This window comes from Faecalibacterium sp. Marseille-Q4896, from assembly GCF_017377615.1.
Classification (GTDB): Bacteria; Bacillota; Clostridia; order Oscillospirales; family Ruminococcaceae; genus Faecalibacterium; species Faecalibacterium taiwanense.
Window position 1 is genome coordinate 119,478 of the sequence record NZ_JAFREG010000004.1, and the last position, 15,288, is coordinate 134,765.

At 55.7% G+C, this 15,288-nt stretch carries 16 protein-coding genes and 1 tRNA gene; 10 read left to right on the forward strand and 7 right to left on the reverse strand.

The window, feature by feature from the left end:
• The first annotated feature begins 4 nt into the window (after window positions 1–4).
• The 4 genes from hisF to J3348_RS08735 all read left to right on the forward strand — a co-directional run bounded on the left by hisF (window position 5) and on the right by J3348_RS08735 (window position 3,913).
• Window positions 5–760, forward strand: a complete 756-nt coding sequence (gene hisF / locus J3348_RS08720; protein ID WP_005943642.1) for an imidazole glycerol phosphate synthase subunit HisF — start codon at window positions 5–7, stop codon at window positions 758–760.
• Between the two features lie 139 nt (window positions 761–899).
• Complete coding sequence (gene hisIE / locus J3348_RS08725) at window positions 900–1,535, forward strand: bifunctional phosphoribosyl-AMP cyclohydrolase/phosphoribosyl-ATP diphosphatase HisIE (protein ID WP_005943640.1); 636 nt, start codon at window positions 900–902, stop codon at window positions 1,533–1,535.
• Window positions 1,536–1,542: 7 nt separating this feature from the next.
• Window positions 1,543–2,367, forward strand: a complete 825-nt coding sequence (locus J3348_RS08730; RefSeq protein ID WP_044953902.1) for a histidinol-phosphatase HisJ family protein — start codon at window positions 1,543–1,545, stop codon at window positions 2,365–2,367.
• A 175-nt stretch (window positions 2,368–2,542) separates the two neighbouring features.
• On the forward strand, window positions 2,543–3,913 hold the full coding sequence (locus J3348_RS08735; protein WP_154255735.1) for an MATE family efflux transporter: 1,371 nt from the start codon (window positions 2,543–2,545) through the stop codon (window positions 3,911–3,913).
• A gap of 131 nt (window positions 3,914–4,044) precedes the next feature.
• Here the strand turns inward: J3348_RS08735 and J3348_RS08740 are convergent, their stop codons facing one another.
• The 4 genes from J3348_RS08740 to J3348_RS08755 form a co-directional block, all read right to left on the reverse strand.
• The gene (locus tag J3348_RS08740) at window positions 4,045–4,680 is read right to left on the reverse strand and encodes a phosphoribosyltransferase (RefSeq protein WP_044953901.1); all 636 of its coding nucleotides are present in this window, start codon (window positions 4,678–4,680) and stop codon (window positions 4,045–4,047) included.
• A gap of 251 nt (window positions 4,681–4,931) precedes the next feature.
• Window positions 4,932–5,474 carry a twin-arginine translocation signal domain-containing protein gene (locus J3348_RS08745; protein WP_207698780.1) on the reverse strand — a complete coding sequence of 181 codons (543 nt, stop codon included), beginning with the start codon at window positions 5,472–5,474 and terminating at the stop codon, window positions 4,932–4,934.
• A gap of 163 nt (window positions 5,475–5,637) precedes the next feature.
• Window positions 5,638–6,252: a twin-arginine translocation signal domain-containing protein gene (locus tag J3348_RS08750; protein WP_005943633.1), complete on the reverse strand. Its 615-nt coding sequence runs from the start codon at window positions 6,250–6,252 to the stop codon at window positions 5,638–5,640.
• A gap of 122 nt (window positions 6,253–6,374) precedes the next feature.
• Complete coding sequence (locus tag J3348_RS08755) at window positions 6,375–7,070, reverse strand: helix-turn-helix transcriptional regulator (protein ID WP_207698781.1); 696 nt, start codon at window positions 7,068–7,070, stop codon at window positions 6,375–6,377.
• 339 nt (window positions 7,071–7,409) lie between these two features.
• On the opposite strand from J3348_RS08755, the gene J3348_RS08760 reads away from it, so the two are divergent.
• Together J3348_RS08760 and J3348_RS08765 are read left to right on the forward strand one after the other, a co-directional pair.
• Window positions 7,410–8,084, forward strand: coding sequence for a histidine phosphatase family protein (locus tag J3348_RS08760; protein WP_005943629.1), 675 nt, complete (start codon window positions 7,410–7,412; stop codon window positions 8,082–8,084).
• An 89-nt stretch (window positions 8,085–8,173) separates the two neighbouring features.
• Entirely contained in the window at window positions 8,174–8,779 is a 606-nt protein-coding gene (locus J3348_RS08765; RefSeq protein ID WP_207698782.1) for a twin-arginine translocation signal domain-containing protein, read from the forward strand.
• A 173-nt stretch (window positions 8,780–8,952) separates the two neighbouring features.
• On the opposite strand, the gene J3348_RS08770 is transcribed toward J3348_RS08765, so the two are convergent.
• Window positions 8,953–10,044 (reverse strand): DUF3048 C-terminal domain-containing protein, encoded by a 1,092-nt coding sequence (locus J3348_RS08770; RefSeq protein WP_207698783.1) that lies wholly within the window; start codon window positions 10,042–10,044, stop codon window positions 8,953–8,955.
• Window positions 10,045–10,056: 12 nt separating this feature from the next.
• A complete protein-coding gene (locus J3348_RS08775) occupies window positions 10,057–11,280 on the reverse strand; it encodes a DUF3048 domain-containing protein (RefSeq protein ID WP_207698784.1) in 1,224 nt (407 codons plus the stop codon).
• A 352-nt stretch (window positions 11,281–11,632) separates the two neighbouring features.
• Between J3348_RS08775 and J3348_RS08780 the strand changes: the two genes are divergently transcribed.
• Window positions 11,633–11,708: transfer RNA gene (locus J3348_RS08780), tRNA-Lys, on the forward strand.
• Between the two features lie 140 nt (window positions 11,709–11,848).
• Here the strand turns inward: J3348_RS08780 and J3348_RS08785 are convergent.
• Window positions 11,849–12,100 (reverse strand): hypothetical protein, encoded by a 252-nt coding sequence (locus tag J3348_RS08785; RefSeq protein ID WP_242702927.1) that lies wholly within the window; start codon window positions 12,098–12,100, stop codon window positions 11,849–11,851.
• A gap of 252 nt (window positions 12,101–12,352) precedes the next feature.
• Between J3348_RS08785 and J3348_RS08790 the strand changes: the two genes are divergently transcribed.
• The 3 genes from J3348_RS08790 (at window position 12,353) to J3348_RS08800 (ending at window position 15,286) form a co-directional block, all read left to right on the forward strand.
• Window positions 12,353–13,885 (forward strand): class I SAM-dependent DNA methyltransferase, encoded by a 1,533-nt coding sequence (locus J3348_RS08790; protein ID WP_207698785.1) that lies wholly within the window; start codon window positions 12,353–12,355, stop codon window positions 13,883–13,885.
• Window positions 13,885–15,030: a restriction endonuclease subunit S gene (locus J3348_RS08795; protein ID WP_005943612.1), complete on the forward strand. Its 1,146-nt coding sequence runs from the start codon at window positions 13,885–13,887 to the stop codon at window positions 15,028–15,030. Before J3348_RS08790 ends, J3348_RS08795 begins: the two co-directional genes overlap by 1 nt.
• Window positions 15,031–15,103: 73 nt before the next feature.
• The gene (locus tag J3348_RS08800; RefSeq protein WP_005943611.1) at window positions 15,104–15,286 is read left to right on the forward strand and encodes a hypothetical protein; all 183 of its coding nucleotides are present in this window, start codon (window positions 15,104–15,106) and stop codon (window positions 15,284–15,286) included.
• The last annotated feature ends 2 nt before the right edge of the window (window positions 15,287–15,288 follow it).

The window sequence follows — 15,288 nt, forward strand, 5'->3', positions numbered from 1 at the left end:
CGACATGATCACCAAACGCATTATTCCCTGCCTTGATGTGCGCAATGGCCGCGTGGTCAAGGGCACGAACTTTGAAGGCATCCGAGACGTGGCCGACCCGGTGGAAATGGCCCGCATGTACAACGCTGCCGGTGCCGACGAGCTGGTGTTCTACGATATCACCGCCAGCTTCGAGGGCCGGGCACTGTTTACGGATATCCTGACCCGCGTCGCCAGCGAAATTTTTATCCCGCTCACGGTGGGCGGCGGCATCAACACGCTGGAAGATTTTGACCGGGTGCTCAAGTGCGGCGCGGACAAGGTCAGCGTCAACTCGGGCGCACTCAAAAATCCCGACCTCATCCCGGCAGCAGCACAGCGCTACGGCAACCAGTGCGTGGTACTCTCTGCCGATGTGAAGCGGGTGGACGGCCAGTTCCGGGTGTTCGCCAAGGGCGGGCGCGAGGACACCGGCCGGGATGCACTGGACTGGATCAGCTGGTGCGTGGACCACGGCGCAGGCGAGATCTGCCTGAACAGCATCGATACCGACGGCGTGCGCAGCGGCTTCGACCTTGAGATGCTGGATGCAGTTGCGGCGCGGGTGAACGTGCCCATCATTGCCAGCGGCGGCGCAGGCAAAAAGGAAGACTTTCTGGAGCTGTTCCACCACAAGGGCATCGACGCAGGTCTTGCCGCGGGCATCTTCCACCAGAAGCTGCTGACCATCCGGGATCTGAAAGAATACCTCAACGCAAACGGTGTGGAGATGCGGCTGTAACGCCGGGGCATTTCTCCCCGGCGCGGGGAGAAGCCGCAACGCGAAACTGGATTTCCGCAAAAACAACCCGCAAACTCTTGCGTTTGCGCACCGAATACGCTAAACTAGTAATATCCCCATCCGGGGAGGGAGAACCGTTATGAATCTGAAATTTGATGAAAAGGGCCTGATCCCTGCCATCGTGCAGGACCACTACACCAAAGAGGTGCTCACCCTCGCTTACATGAACGCCGAGACGCTGGCGCTCACCATTGCCGAGGGCCGCACTGTGTTCTGGAGCCGCAGCCGTCAGGAGATCTGGCGTAAGGGCGAGACCAGCGGCAATGTGCAGCGGGTGGTGTCCATCACCGCCGACTGCGATGCCGATGCTCTGGTGGTGGAAGTGGTCAAATCCGGCCCCGCCTGCCACACCGGCGCCGAGAGCTGCTTCTTCAACGAAGTATACGTCTCGCCGGAGTTGAAGCAGTTCAGCTGGCAGGGCCTGTACCAGCTCATCAAGGGCCGCAAGGATAGCCCCAAGGAGGGCAGCTACACCACCTACCTGTTCGAGAAGGGCAAGGAGAAGATCCTGAAAAAGGTGGGCGAAGAGTGCACCGAGGTCATCATTGCGGGCGAAAAAGAGGATAAGGAAGAGACCGTTTACGAGATCAGCGATCTTGCCTACCATGTTCTGGTGCTGATGGTCAGCGCCGGCATCACGGTGGAGGATGTGACCCGTGAACTGGAAAAACGTCACGTCATTGACCACAAGGTCAAACAGGAAAGGATGCAGTGAATTATCTATGGCAGATTATAAGAAGTCCAGTGTCCATTGCCACTCCACTATGTGCGATGGCAAAAATACCTTGCAGGATATGGCAAGTGCTGCGTGTGCGCAGGGCTTGACCACGCTGGGCTTCACCGGCCATAGCTACACCCAGCGCGACCGCGAATACTGCATGAGCCCCAGCCGCACCGCCCAGTACAAGGCCACCATTGCCAAGCTCAAGACCGAGTACAAGGGCAAGGTGGATATCCTGTGCGGCATCGAGTGGGATATCCTGAGCGAGGATAAGCGCACCGGTTACGATTACTGGATCGGCAGCGCACACCACCTGTACGGCAAGAACACCGGCAAGTATTACGAGATCGATTTTCGCCCGCAGGACCTGTGGGACTGCATCAACGATGATTTTGACGCAGACCCCCTTGCCGCTGTGGAAGCCTACTTTGCCGAGGTGGAAAAGGTGGCTGCCCTCAAGCCGGATATTCTGGCCCACATCGACCTCATCAAGAAGCTGAATGCCAACGGCGAGTTCTTCGACGAAGAGTCGCCCCGCTACAAGGCCGCTGCCCTCAAGGCCCTGCAGGCCGCAAAGGCAAACGATTGCCTGCTGGAAGTGAACACCGGCAGCGTGTACCGCGGCTACCGCAAGGACTTCTACCCCGGCCCGTGGCTGCTGGGCGAGTGGCAGAAGATGGGCGGCAAGGTCATCATCACTTCTGATTCTCATGATATCAACAGCCTGACCTACGGCTTTGACGAAGCTGCCGCCGCCATCAAGGCTGCAGGCTTTACCAGCGTGCAGGTGCTTACCGGCAGCGGCTTCGAGACGCAGGAGCTGTAAAAAATTGGAGATAACCCTCTCCGTCAATGCTTCGCATTGCCACCTCCCCCGAAAGGGGGAGGTTTTGCTGTTTCTTTTACGCAGCATAAAAGCTCCCCCCTTCGGGGGAGCTGGCGAGCGCCAGCGAGACTGAGAGGGTTGTTTTGCGGTAAAAATAGAACTTTGGAGGAACCCTATGACCCACGCGCAGCCCCAAAAGAAAAGCTTCTTCAACATGAACGTAGACCTGATGCACGGGCCTATTTTAAAAAGCCTGCTGCTGTTCATGCTGCCCATTCTGGTTTCCAACCTGTTCCAGCAGCTCTACAACACGGTGGATACCATGATCGTGGGCAATGTGCTGGGCGATACAGCCCTTGCCGCCATTGGCTCCTGCGGCTCGATCTACGAGCTTTTAGTCGGCTTTGGCATCGGTATCGGCAATGGCCTTGCCATCGTTGCAGCGCGCTCCTACGGTGCGCAGGACGAAGAACTGCTCAAGCGCACGGTGGTGGGGTCGGTCGTCATTGGCCTGATCGCCTCGCTGGTCATTACAGCGGCAGGCTTTTTCGGCCTGCATGCCCTGCTGCAGCTGCTGGATACCCCGGCAGAAATTCTGGAAGATGCCTACAGCTACATCATCGTGATCGACCTTGGCGTTGTGGTCATGTTTATGTATAACCTGTGCGCAGGCCTGCTGCGCGCCATTGGCAACAGCGTAATGCCGCTGGTGTTCCTGCTCATCAGCTCGGTGCTGAACGTGGGGCTGGACCTGTGGTTCATTGCCGGGGTTGGCATGGGCGTGCGGGGCGCAGCGGTGGCAACGGTCATTGCACAGGGCATCTCGGTGGTGCTGTGCGTTCTGTACGTGCTGGCAAGGGTGTGCATCCTCATCCCGGAGAAAAAGCATTTCGCCGTGGGCAGTCATCTCTACTGGGAGCTGTTCAGCCAGAGCATCTCCATGGGCCTGATGAGCAGCATCGTGTCTGCGGGTTCGGTGGTGCTGCAGTACGGCATCAACGGGCTTGGCACCCTGACCATTGCGGGGCACACCGCTGCCCGCAAGCTGTTTGCCTTTACGGAGATGCCGCTCATCTCCATGGCGAACGCCGGTTCCACCTTCGTTTCCCAGAACCGCGGCGCAAACCAGCCCGACCGTGTGCGCAGGGGAATGCGGCAGATGTATCTGTACTCGGTGGTGGTGATGGTCGCCGCCGTGGTGCTGATGAACTTTGGTGCTCAGTGGATGGTGCAGCTGATCTCCGGCTCTTCGGAACCCATCGTGCTGGAAAACGGTGCGCGGTACCTGCTGTGGAACGCACCGTTCTATGCGGTGCTGGGGGTGCTGCTGTGCACCCGCTACGCGCTGCAGAGCCTTGGCCAGAAGGTGCTGCCGCTGTTCTCCAGCGTGATCGAGCTGGTGGGCAAGGTGATCTTTGTGCTGGTGTTCATCCCGAAATTCCAGTACAATGCGGTCATCCTGTGCGAGCCCATCATCTGGTTCTTCATGACGGCATATCTGGTGGCGGTGTACCTGCACGAGCCGTTTGTGTTCCCGAAAAAATAACCCTCTCAGTTATCGCTGTGCGATGCCAGCTCTCCCGAAAGGGAGAGCTTTTTGCATTTTACGGGAAGCACAAAGAAAGCTCCCCCTTTTGGGGGAGCTGGATGCGAACAAAGTGAGCAGACTGAAAGGGGTTACAGCGCCGAATAGCCAAAGCTGTTCACCAGCGCATCGATGTGCTGGCCGGCCTTGCACAGGGGGCAGTCGCGGCTGTCAAAGCTGGCGTAGTCCGGCAGGCTGGCGGGGTCAAAGATGGAGGTGACTTCATAGCCCATGCACTCATGGGTGGTGGCAAAAATAGCGGAAAGGCCTGCCACGGTGCCGCCGTAGTAGTTCACGGCCTCCACAGCGGCCTGCACGGTGTAGCCGGTGGTGATGGAAGCGGACAGAATGAGCACATGCTTGCCCTTGACCATGGGGGCCAGATTGTCGCGCAGGATGATCTGGCTGCCGGTGGTGTACTCCGGGGTGATCACATAAATGGTCTGGTGGGCGTTCATGTTGGCAAAGCCGTCCTTGGTCAGCTCGTTGGCAAGGCAGGTGCCGATCACCTGCGTGCCGTCCAGACAGAGCACGGTGTCCACAATGGTGCTGTGCTGGTAAGCGGCCACCAGCTCCTTTGCCACGGCCTTGGCCTCGGAAAGGCGGGACTTCTGGGTGGTGACATCGATGTAATAGTTGATATGGCTGTGGCTGGTAGCAAAGTGGCCCTTTGCTACGCGCAGGAACAGGTTACTTTTTTTGGTGGGAAGCTTTACCATATTGATCATCGAAACAACACTCCTTTTCAGGTTTTCCGGGTTGCCCCTCAAATGCAAAAAGCACCGCATCGCTGCGATGCTCCTGCACATTTTTATAACCCTATTGTACCGGAAAAGAAACCTGTGCACAAGGCATAAATCCACTAAAAAACTTTGTGCATTTTACATGATATCGCCCAAAACTTGGATACAAATGGCCCGTATACGCAAAAAGACCCGCACCATATGGCGCGGGTCTTTAATGCAAAAGTAAAATCAGGTCAGAGCGAACCCTTGATAGCCTCGGTGATATCCCAAGTGCCGTAGATATCATTGTAGGAATCATTGGGTTCACCAGTAGCGCCATGCTTGGGAGTATACAGCACAGCTACTTTGGTAGCACCGGAGAGATTCAGTTTGAGAGTCAGAGTGGCCTCGGTGACGCTGTCCTTGAGAGCTTTGGGGTTAGCGGTATCGCCCAGACTGGGCTTAGGAGTGGTATTATAATAATAGTGCTTCGTGCCCGCATCAGTCGTAACATCGACCTGGAAATGGCTGTCAGTGATCTCCAGCAGTTCGATCTTGGTGACGATCTTGAAGTTGCAGGTCAGGGTCTGGGTAGCAGAATTATAACTCGGTTCTTTGCCAGCACTGTTCAGCAGAGTGGCTTCACAGATGCCGTCGCCCGGCTTCAGGGTGCTGCCAGGCACACCGGTAGGACGGTTCGGGTTGGAGCAGCCGGTCAGCATGCCGGAACCTGCAATGGCAACAGCGGTAAGAGCGGTATATTTCATAAAGTCACGGCGGGAGAATGTATAGGACATGTTCGTTCCTCCTTTAAAAAGCAGATCAGTACGGCCTTGCGGCATTACCTATAAGATAGGCGAAACCGGGCCGGATGTCAATGCCTTTTGGCAAAATAAAATGATGAAATTTTGAGCTGTGACGTTGTTTTGCGACGAAATTTCGTCCTGTGCGGGCCGCGTATCAAGCGCGGGTCACGTCTGCAGCGGTCATGACGAAGGTCATGGTCTTATCCGCTGCAAAGGTGGGCATGTAAGTAACGCTCAGCTGCTGCCAGCCCTTGGGGACCATCAGCATCAGCTGCAGATAGCCGGTACCCTGCGGGGGCAGATTGGTGGAATCCGAGAAGGTCTGAGAGTTGGAGTTGTACAGCGAGATGTTGGCACCGCACTCCACGCTCTGGCCGTCGCAGGAAGCAGAGAAATCGGTAGAAGCTGCTGCCAGTGCGTGGAAGTTTGCATCCACGTTCTCCTGCGGGGGCACGGGATAAGCAGCATTGATCTCGGCCAGATTCTGTGCGCCGATGTTGAAGGTCTGGTTCTTGGTGCGGTTGACCACGGTGACCAGAACAGCAATGTATTCGTAACCGGCCTGTGCAGGTGCGGTATCAATGTTGAACAGGCTGGTCAGCTGAACGCCAAGGCCGTTCCAGTTGCTGACCTTATCACCGACCTTGACATCCACGATGGTGGCGCTGCCATTCTGCTGGCAGCCGCCCAGCAGGCTTGCTGCGCCCAGAGCAGCAACGGATGCGCCGGTGCACTTGAGGAAGGTACGGCGGGAAATGGAGTTGGACATAAAATAAATCCTCCTTTTGATAGGAAAAACCGTATTCCAGAATGTTCTATTCTGTTTATACCCTTTCTGCCCGAAAGATGCAAGGGTTTGGGGGCTGAATTTACAGCTTTTTCACAGGAATATCACCCTTCGTGGGTAAGGCCCTTCACATGTGTTTCGCTGGTTTTGACCAGATTTAACAGGCTGGGCGTATAAAGCGGGAACTCGCGGGTCAGGCTTTCTGTGGTCATGGTCAGGCAGGCCGGGTCCTTTACGCCCTCGCCGCCGTTCACATCCTGTCCGTCCAGCAGGGCTTCCACGTTGGCTTCGGACATGCGCATCACGGCATCGGAGCAGCCGCGCCAGCGGATGGGATCGATGCTGAACATACTGGCGGCGTTGTGCGGCTCGGCCGAGTACAGCAGGCGGAACATTTTGGCTACGGCCATCATCAGGTAGGCGCTCACCTCGGTGGTAAGGGCCTTGCTGTGGCACTGGCCGATCTTGGCGTACAGCACGTTCAGGCTGTTGGAGATCAGCTTTTTGTTCATGGTGGGCAGCACGCTGCCGTGGTAGATGTTGTCCTTCATCTTGTCCGGGTTCGGAAGGTCTTCTGCCGAGAGCATCATGCCGTTGCGCTCTGCACTGCGGCCCAGAAGATAATCGCAGGAAACATTATAATAGTCTGCCACGCGCACCACAAAGTCCAGGCCGCATTCGCGGATGCCTTTTTCGTAGTGGGACAGCAGCGCCTGCGAGACGCCAAGATCCTCGGCGGCCTGCTTCTGGGTGATGCCGCGTTCCTTGCGCAGCAGCTTGATGATACGGTTGAATTCCATGATTTTTGGCTCCTCAAAGTTCGATGTAGGGGGACATCCTTGTTTTTGGTTTACAGCAGGTTGATTATACACAACGGAAAACCTTTTGTAAAGCAAGAAAAGTGACGATATTTTTCGTTGATTTTCGTCATTTTTGTCAAAAGACTTGCTCTGGACACCATATCTATGCTAAACTATAGGTATTAACGCATACATTTTGTGGCGTGCGCGGGGCCGCGGCTGCCGCCAAAGAGCAAAAAATCTGGCAGACGACACGTTTTTCTGCCAGATTTTTTCTCCGCAGCGGGTTTTGCCGCCCGTTCCCGTGCCGCCGCACAGCGATAAAGAGAGGCACTATCCATGAAAACGTTCAAGCTTCATCTCATCCGCCACGGCATGACTGCAGGCAACCTGCAGGGCCTGTACATCGGCAGCGGCACCGACATCCCTCTGTGCGACGAGGGCCGCGCTCAGCTCAATGAGCTGAAAGAGCGGTTCGAGTATCCGCAGGTGGATACCGTGTTCTCCTCCCCGCTGCTGCGCGCGGTGGAAACAGCCAACATCCTGTTCCCGGATGCAAAGCACACCTTTACCGTGCACGACCTGCGGGAGGCCGGCTTTGGCAAGTTTGAGAACAAGCCGGTCAAGGAGCTGGTGCACGACGAGGACTTTAAAAAGTGGATCACCCCCGGCTCCGGCTATGTGCCCGAAGGCGCAGAGCCTACCGACCAGTTCCACGCCCGCTGCGCCGAAAGCCTGATGAAGCTGTTTGAGTATATGATCCGCATGGATGTGACCGAAGCAGCCTGTGTGACCCATGGCGGCGTGATCATGAGCATGCTCAGCCAGCGCGCCGTGCCCACCCGCCGCCCGGAGCAGTGGATGGCAGACCCCGGCTGCGGCTACACCGTGCAGACCGATGTGCAGCTGTGGATGCGGGACCGTCTGGTGGAAGCCATCGACATCGTGCCCTTTGGCTATGCCGATACCCTGCGCGGTCAGGCTGAGACCGAGGAGAACGAAGCCTTTGAATAAGGATTCGGTTACAGTTTCGGCCCATCCCTTGACAGAAGCGGCGCAATCCTTTATTGTATAAGGGAACGATTATTTTAGGAGGAAGTTCCATGTCCCAGTCCATTTCCCGCCGGTCATTTCTGAAATGTGCCGGCTCCGGTGCGGTCAGCCTTGCGGCAGCGCTGCTCACCGGCGTACCTACAGCGGCACAGCAGCCGCGTCTTGCAGGCGAACCTGCCCTGCTGGACGGCAAGGCGGCCGTGGAGCTGCTGGGCTATGCCCCTGCGCAGGAAATGGGCAATGTGCTGGTGTACCTCTCGGTGGAAAACCTCTCCGCATCCACCCTGCCGGTGGGCGCAAGCTATCTGCAGAGCCGTGAGGTGTGTACGCTTGGCGACCTGTACAGTATGGGCACCGGCGTTACCGCTGTGTGCGATGGCAAGCCGGTGCGCTGCGGCAGCTTTGCTGCGCCGCTCTACGGCGAGAACGCGGCGGATGCTTCGGTGTTCACCCTGAACCTGACGGCAGGCCGCGGCGCGCTGCTGCACTGCTTCTGCGCAGTGCCGTACAACTGGCAGACGCTGGAACTGACCTATCACCCGGATTTCGCGGCGGGCCGCAGCGTGACCTTTACGGTCAACCGCAGCACTGACCGCGCCGTGCTGGGCGTGGTGCCCACCTCTCCTGCCGAGGTCGGCAGCGTGGTGGATCTGTAACTCCTTCAGTCTCGCATACGCTCGACAGCTCCCTCGGAGAGGGAGCCTCTGGCGAAAAGGAAAACTTGGCCGTATTGCCAAAGCCTCCCTCCATGACGGAAGGAGTTCCTGAACGTAATAAAAGACCATCTGAGATGCAGTTAAAAATGCCTCAGATGGTCTTTTTTGTTTTGTCAATTCAGCACATTCTGCCCGGCGGAATCCAATACCGTCAGCTCCTGCCCGGTCACGCTGGAGACCAGCGCAATGTAGCTGCGTCCGGTGCGGATGGTCAGCGGCCTGCCGTCGGCATCGTAAAAGGCAAAGGTGGAGCCTGTGCCCTGCGTCCATGTGATGTGCCACAGCTGGCTGCCGTTCAGCCAGACACCGCCGCCAAGGGACAGGTCGTAGTCCAGCGTGGTGCCGTCGTCCCGCAGGCTGGAAGCGGAGTAAAGGACCAGCAGATTGTCGAATTGCGCCTGCGCGCCGGTGTTGGCATCCAGCTGGGCGGTGCCGTCGGCGCGGAGCATCCCGTAGGTGCCGCTGGCCGCATCGTAGGCAAAGCCGGTGGTGCTTTGGGGCGCAAAGTTGATCTGCACCTGTTCGGCATCACGGGAACCGGGCTCCGGCAGGCGGGGCTCTTTGGCCTGCGGCAGCAGGGCGGGCAGAGCGGAAATGGCAGAGCTGTCCTCGGCAGTGCTGGCCGAGGAGGAAGCGCTGCTGCCATGGTCGCCCAATGCGCCGGAAAGGTTCAGGCTGCCCAGCACGGAAGCGACCTCCCCGCCGCTGGTATGCCACAGCGGCGCGCCGCTCCAGACATCATCGCAGGAAAAGGCGTTGCGGCCCACTTCCAGCGCGTCCACGGCCCGCAGGTTATAATAATCCAGATAGTTGCGGGCAAACTGCCCTGCACCCCGCTGGATGGGCAGTACTTCCTGCCCGCTGAGCAGCCGCCAGTAAAGGTCCTGCCCAAGGGTCACTGGGCCGACGGTTGGCATAGCCGATACCGAAGGATAAGCCAAGCACAGGCTGGTGGGCTGGCCGCTCTCGGTCAGGGCTTCCAGCACCACCGATGCGCTGCCAATGCCCCACTGTGTGGTGCTGGAAGCGGCGTTGTCGATCACCACGGCGGCGGTGCGTTCGCCGGGATACTGTAGCTCCTGCCCGGTCAGCGGGTCGGTGGGCGCTGCACTGTCCGGGGCAGTGGGGCCGGACAGTGCACACCCGCACAGCAGGGCTGTGCACAGCACCGCCGTGCCAAGGGCCAGATTCCAGATGCGTTTCATGCGGTTCCCTCGTTACTGATAGCTGAAGTTGGACCACTCGTCGTCGTCCACGATGGCAAGATAGGTCTTGCCGCGGTTGAAAAGCATCTGCGCACCGGTCTTGTCGTAGACCAGCAGCGGATGCTCAGGCGAAGCCTTTTCCCAGCGGCCATGCTGTACAGCGCCGCGGCTGAAATAATAGGCATCGCCGCCGGAGATGTAGCTGACCTGCTGCACATCGCCGGAGTCGCCGGAATAGCGCTCGATGGGCGCAAAGCAGACCAGCAGATTGTCAAAGCTCAGCTGCTTTGCATTCAGCTCGTCCACGGTGTTTTCAAATTTGCCGGAGATGCGGCTGTACATCTGCATTTTATAGGTGCGGGACTGCGGATCATAGCGGAAGCTGGTCTTGTAGTGGTCCGAGTGGGTGATGCTGACCGTCCTGCCGGATGCTACACCCTGCATGGCATTCTCCTCGCCGGTGCGGTAGTCCGCAAAGCGGAAGAAGGTGGCGTCGTAATCGTACTTCAGCCCGATGCCCGCGTTGGAAGCGGCCTGCCGGATCTCCTTGCCGGAGGTGAACTCGGTGTGTTCATAGGCCACATCCCGGCCCCGGCTGTCGCGGTGAGCCACATGCGGATGGGTGGGAGTATTAAAGTAGCTCTTGCCGCCGATGTTCAGGCCGGAATAGTTGTATACGTTGATGAATTTGGTGCAGGCGGCGCTCTCACCGTCGTGGTAGTACAGCGCCTGATAGGGCATCAGCAGCTGCAGGAACTGGTCGCGGCCAGAGCGCAGAGGGCCGATCTCCGGGATGGAGTCGGCATCGTGGAACACCGCGCAGAAGCGGGTGATGCCGCCCTCCACCTTGCACTCGATCAGCAGATCGGCAGAGGAAAGGCCGCGCTGCGGACGGGCGTTCTGACGGGAGGTGTTGGAGATGTTGTTCACCATCACGCCCACGATACGGCCATTGCTGCGCTTGGCCTCACCGGTCAGCGGGTCGGCATCGTAAGCGGGCAGTGCGGCAACACTGGCAGCGGGCTGCTCGCCTGCTGCCAGCGAGGAAGCAGCCATGGCCTCCGAGGATGCAGCAGAAGAAGCTGCGCCGGAAGAACTGATGCCCAGTGTCTGCTGGAGCCAGCTGGAAAAATTGCTGCCCAGAATGGCACTGCCGGAAGCACTGCAGCTGGAAAGCGCCAGCGAAGCGGCAGCGGCACCGGTCAGGCGAAGAACAGTACGGCGAGTGATCTTCATAGGAAAAACCTCCTGCAAAAAACGTATCGGTGCGGCCCGGCAGAATGCCAAAGCCGGGAAAAAGTTTGCGGGTGCAGCGCGGCGGGGCGCACACTGCCGGGCAGTAAAACGCAGCGCACTGCAGACGGATTTGATTTGATTGTAACGATTCTTGCCGGGTTTGTAAAGAGGAAGTTATCGGGATGAAGCCCCTTCCGCTGCCGACACCGGAGCATCTTCGATCTGCTGCGCGGATGAAAAGCGGAAGCCCACACCGATGCAGGAGCTTTTTGCGCCTTTTTGCCCGGGAACCCTTGCATTTTTGCGCAAGTTGTGGTAATATTATTCGGCAGTATGTTCACTGCGGAAATATGCGCTCGTAGCTCAGCCGGTAGAGCATCTGACTTTTAATCAGAGGGCCAGGGATTCGAGTTCCCTCGAGCGCACCAAAATCCCACGAAGAATCACAAGATTCCTCGTGGGATTTTCTTTTTATACGCCAGTTGCACGGTTTTGCACGGCCCGCATTTTTCGTGTCAGATGGAGTAAGTCTGTGAATTACTTTGCAATTCGTGCTATTTTTTGCAATTCAGGTCAGCAGAGCCAGGCGAAGCTGCGCTTTTACAGAGGGGTCTGCGTCCTTCAGAAGCTCCAACAGTGCCGACACGGAGATGGTCGGTTCTGCTTCAACCGGGGCAGCCTGCACAGGTGTTGTCCCCTGTACGGCTTTCACATCACCGCCGGAGATCATCAGTTGGTAAGCAGAGCGCAGGCTGCGCGATGGAATCGCTGAATAGCACAAAGGCATGTTGGAGTCCAGATGTAAAGAAAAAAACGGCAAAGCAGATAAAATCCACTTTACCGTTTTATAGCAATTCAACTTCTTCATGCAACAGCAACAGCGTTGAATTGCATATCGCAAATTGCTGTTTTAACGTTCCACTAACTTTTTGCCTTGCGATCAAGAAAGCACGTCTGCTAAACGCTCTACATTGAAAATATAATCGTACACTGCTATAATAAAATTGTGATATTATCACCAAAAATTCGAGATGCAAAGCGTTTGCGATTGGCAAACATTCAGGAGGAACGCATGGTAACAGGAGCCATTAAAAATAAGGTAGACAAAATCTGGACGGACATCTGGGCAGGCGGCATCACCAATCCGCTGACCGTCATTGAACAGCTGACCTATCTCATGTTCATCCGGTCACTGGACGAGAAAGAGCTTGCCACCGAAGATTTTGAGAACATGGCGGGCGAAAAGATGGAGCACATCTTCCCGGCCAGCGAAGCAGGACAGTCTATGCGGTGGAGCCGCTTCAAGGATAAAGATTCCCGCGAAATTTTCCTGACCATGCAGCAGCGGGTGTTCCCTGCCATCAAAAAGATGAAATATGGCCGTCTGCCGGACTTTGACGCAAACGGCGAGCTGGTGGAGATCGTAGACGACCCCACCCGCCCGGATGAGGGCAACACCGCCTTTGCGCGGTACATGGACGATGCCATGTTCCTGATCCCCACGCCGCAGGTGCTGCAAAAGATCATCACCGGGCTGGAAGATCTTTACACCCACGACATTGCCGACCTTGATATGCAGGGCGACCTGTACGAGTATATGCTGGGCAAGCTGGCAACCGCAGGGCAGAACGGCCAGTTCCGCACGCCCAAACACATCCGCGACATGATGGTGGAGCTGGTGCAGCCCACGCCGGACGACTTTATCTGCGACCCCGCCTGCGGCACGGCGGGCTTTCTGGTGTCCAGTGCACAGTACCTCCGCGCCCACTACGAGGACAGCATGACCCCGGAGCAGTGGCAACATTTTGCCGGCCCGATGTTCACCGGCTTTGACACGGACCGCACCATGCTGCGCATTTCGGCCATGAATCTGATGCTCCACTCCATCACGAACCCGGAAATCGACTACAAGGACAGCGTGTCGAAGCAAAACTCCATTTGCAGCAAGTACACCGTTTGCCTTGCGAACCCGCCGTTCAAGGGCACTGTGGATGCCGAGAGCATCAACGACGACCTGAAAGCCGTCACCAACACCAAAAAAACAGAATTGCTTTTCCTTGCGCTCTTCCTGCGGATGCTCAAAACCGGCGGACGCTGCGCCTGCATCGTGCCGGACGGCGTGCTGTTCGGTTCCAGCAAGGCGCATCAGAGCATCCGAAAAGAACTGATTGAAAACCATCAGCTGCGGGCGGTCATTTCCATGCCCTCCGGCGTGTTCAAGCCCTACGCAGGCGTGTCCACGGCGGTGCTGGTGTTTACCAAGACCGGCGCAGGCGGCACCGACAGGGTGTGGTTCTACGATATGAAAGCCGACGGCCTCTCGCTGGACGACAAGCGCACCGAGGTGAAGGAAAACGACATCCCGGACATCATCGCCCGGTTCCAGAACCTTGATGCCGAAGCCGACCGCAAGCGCACCGAGCAGAGTTTCTTTGTGCCCAAAGAAGAAATTGCCGCCAATGGGTATGATTTATCCATCAATAAGTACAAAGAGACGGAGTATGTGCCGGTGGAGTACCCCTCCACGCAGGAGATTCTTGCCGACCTGCATGAGCTGGAAATGGAGATCACCAAGGGTTTGGCAGAGTTGGAGGAGATGGTGTGATGGCGAAGTTGGGAGATATTGCAACATACATAAATGGATATGCCTTCAAACCACAAGATTGGTCGGACGAAGGTATTCCAATTATTCGGATTCAGGACCTGACCGGAAATTCATATCAGGCAAACCGTTATAATGGTGAATACGCATCCAAATATGAAGTAAACGATGGAGATGTTTTGATTTCATGGTCTGCCAGTCTTGGCGTATACATTTGGCATGGAGAAAAGGCAGTATTAAATCAGCATATTTTCAAGGTCGTTTTTGATAAAGAAAGAATCTCAAAAGATTTTTTCGTACATCAGGTAGGTTTGATTCTGGAAAACGCTGCATCCGATGCACATGGCGCAACAATGAAGCATTTGACCAAGCCCGTTTTTGACGCGCTGCCATTTTACTTGCCACCGTATGAAAAGCAGTGCGAAATTGCAGAAGTCCTTGATAAAGTAACGAGTTTGATTTCTCTCCGCAAGCAGCAGCTTGCTAAACTGGACGAGCTGGTAAAGGCACGGTTTGTGGAGATGTTTGGTGACTCAGTAGCCAATACCAAGAATTTTCCTTCAACGACACTTGAAACAGTTATGACTGTTTTCCCGCAGAATGGGTTATATAAGCCCCAGACGGATTATGTTCAAGATGATACTGGAATTCCAATTTTACGAATTGATGCTTTTTATAACGGAAAAGTAACAAATTGGAATACACTTAAAAGATTGATTTGCTCAGAAACTGAAATCGACCGATACTTACTAAAGGAAAACGATATTGTAATCAACAGGGTGAATAGTATAGAGTATCTCGGAAAATGTGCTCATATTGTTGGACTAAAAGAAAAAACTGTTTTTGAGTCTAATATGATGCGATTTCACATGGATGAGAAAAAAGTGAACGCTGTTTATGTTACAGAAGTGCTTTGTACCGAAGATATTTATAGGCAAATTCTACGACGTGCAAAAAAATCTGTTAATCAAGCAAGTATAAATCAAGAAGATGTAAAAAGTCTTGAAATTCTCGTTCCACCACTTTCTCTTCAAAATCAGTTTGCCGCCTTTGTGGAGCGTGTAGACCAGCAGAAGCAGACCGTACAGCAGAGCCTTGAAAAGCTGGAACTGATGAAAAAGGCACTGATGCAGGAATATTTTGGGTAAAAGGGTGTGCAGCAGCGGATTTTAGCGGTATAATAACGTTAAACAGAACATTTTACTATGAAAGGAGCATACGATGATGACTTTTGAAGAAGAAAGAGACTATAATAATGCAAAGATTGATGCAATCAAGGCAAAGAACTCGATTCAAAAGCTGAAACCTGAGCTTCGGGAGCAATTGCTGAAAGAACTGGTTGGAGCGGAAGCGTATGCTTCAGTGTGGGAGATTTTTCAACAAATGAACAATATCCAGAGGTAAGG

Excerpts from the sequence above, each read along its gene's own strand:
- hisF (WP_005943642.1), top strand. The coding sequence starts at position 5 with ATGATCACCAAACGCATTATTCCCTGCCTTGATGTGCGCAATGGCCGC.
- hisIE (WP_005943640.1), top strand. The coding sequence starts at position 900 with ATGAATCTGAAATTTGATGAAAAGGGCCTGATCCCTGCCATCGTGCAG.
- J3348_RS08730 (WP_044953902.1), top strand. The coding sequence starts at position 1,543 with ATGGCAGATTATAAGAAGTCCAGTGTCCATTGCCACTCCACTATGTGC.
- J3348_RS08735 (WP_154255735.1), top strand. The coding sequence starts at position 2,543 with ATGACCCACGCGCAGCCCCAAAAGAAAAGCTTCTTCAACATGAACGTA.
- J3348_RS08740 (WP_044953901.1), bottom strand. The coding sequence starts at position 4,680 with ATGATCAATATGGTAAAGCTTCCCACCAAAAAAAGTAACCTGTTCCTG.
- J3348_RS08745 (WP_207698780.1), bottom strand. The coding sequence starts at position 5,474 with ATGTCCTATACATTCTCCCGCCGTGACTTTATGAAATATACCGCTCTT.
- J3348_RS08750 (WP_005943633.1), bottom strand. The coding sequence starts at position 6,252 with ATGTCCAACTCCATTTCCCGCCGTACCTTCCTCAAGTGCACCGGCGCA.
- J3348_RS08755 (WP_207698781.1), bottom strand. The coding sequence starts at position 7,070 with ATGGAATTCAACCGTATCATCAAGCTGCTGCGCAAGGAACGCGGCATC.
- J3348_RS08760 (WP_005943629.1), top strand. The coding sequence starts at position 7,410 with ATGAAAACGTTCAAGCTTCATCTCATCCGCCACGGCATGACTGCAGGC.
- J3348_RS08765 (WP_207698782.1), top strand. The coding sequence starts at position 8,174 with ATGTCCCAGTCCATTTCCCGCCGGTCATTTCTGAAATGTGCCGGCTCC.
- J3348_RS08770 (WP_207698783.1), bottom strand. The coding sequence starts at position 10,044 with ATGAAACGCATCTGGAATCTGGCCCTTGGCACGGCGGTGCTGTGCACA.
- J3348_RS08775 (WP_207698784.1), bottom strand. The coding sequence starts at position 11,280 with ATGAAGATCACTCGCCGTACTGTTCTTCGCCTGACCGGTGCCGCTGCC.
- J3348_RS08790 (WP_207698785.1), top strand. The coding sequence starts at position 12,353 with ATGGTAACAGGAGCCATTAAAAATAAGGTAGACAAAATCTGGACGGAC.
- J3348_RS08795 (WP_005943612.1), top strand. The coding sequence starts at position 13,885 with ATGGCGAAGTTGGGAGATATTGCAACATACATAAATGGATATGCCTTC.
- J3348_RS08800 (WP_005943611.1), top strand. The coding sequence starts at position 15,104 with ATGATGACTTTTGAAGAAGAAAGAGACTATAATAATGCAAAGATTGAT.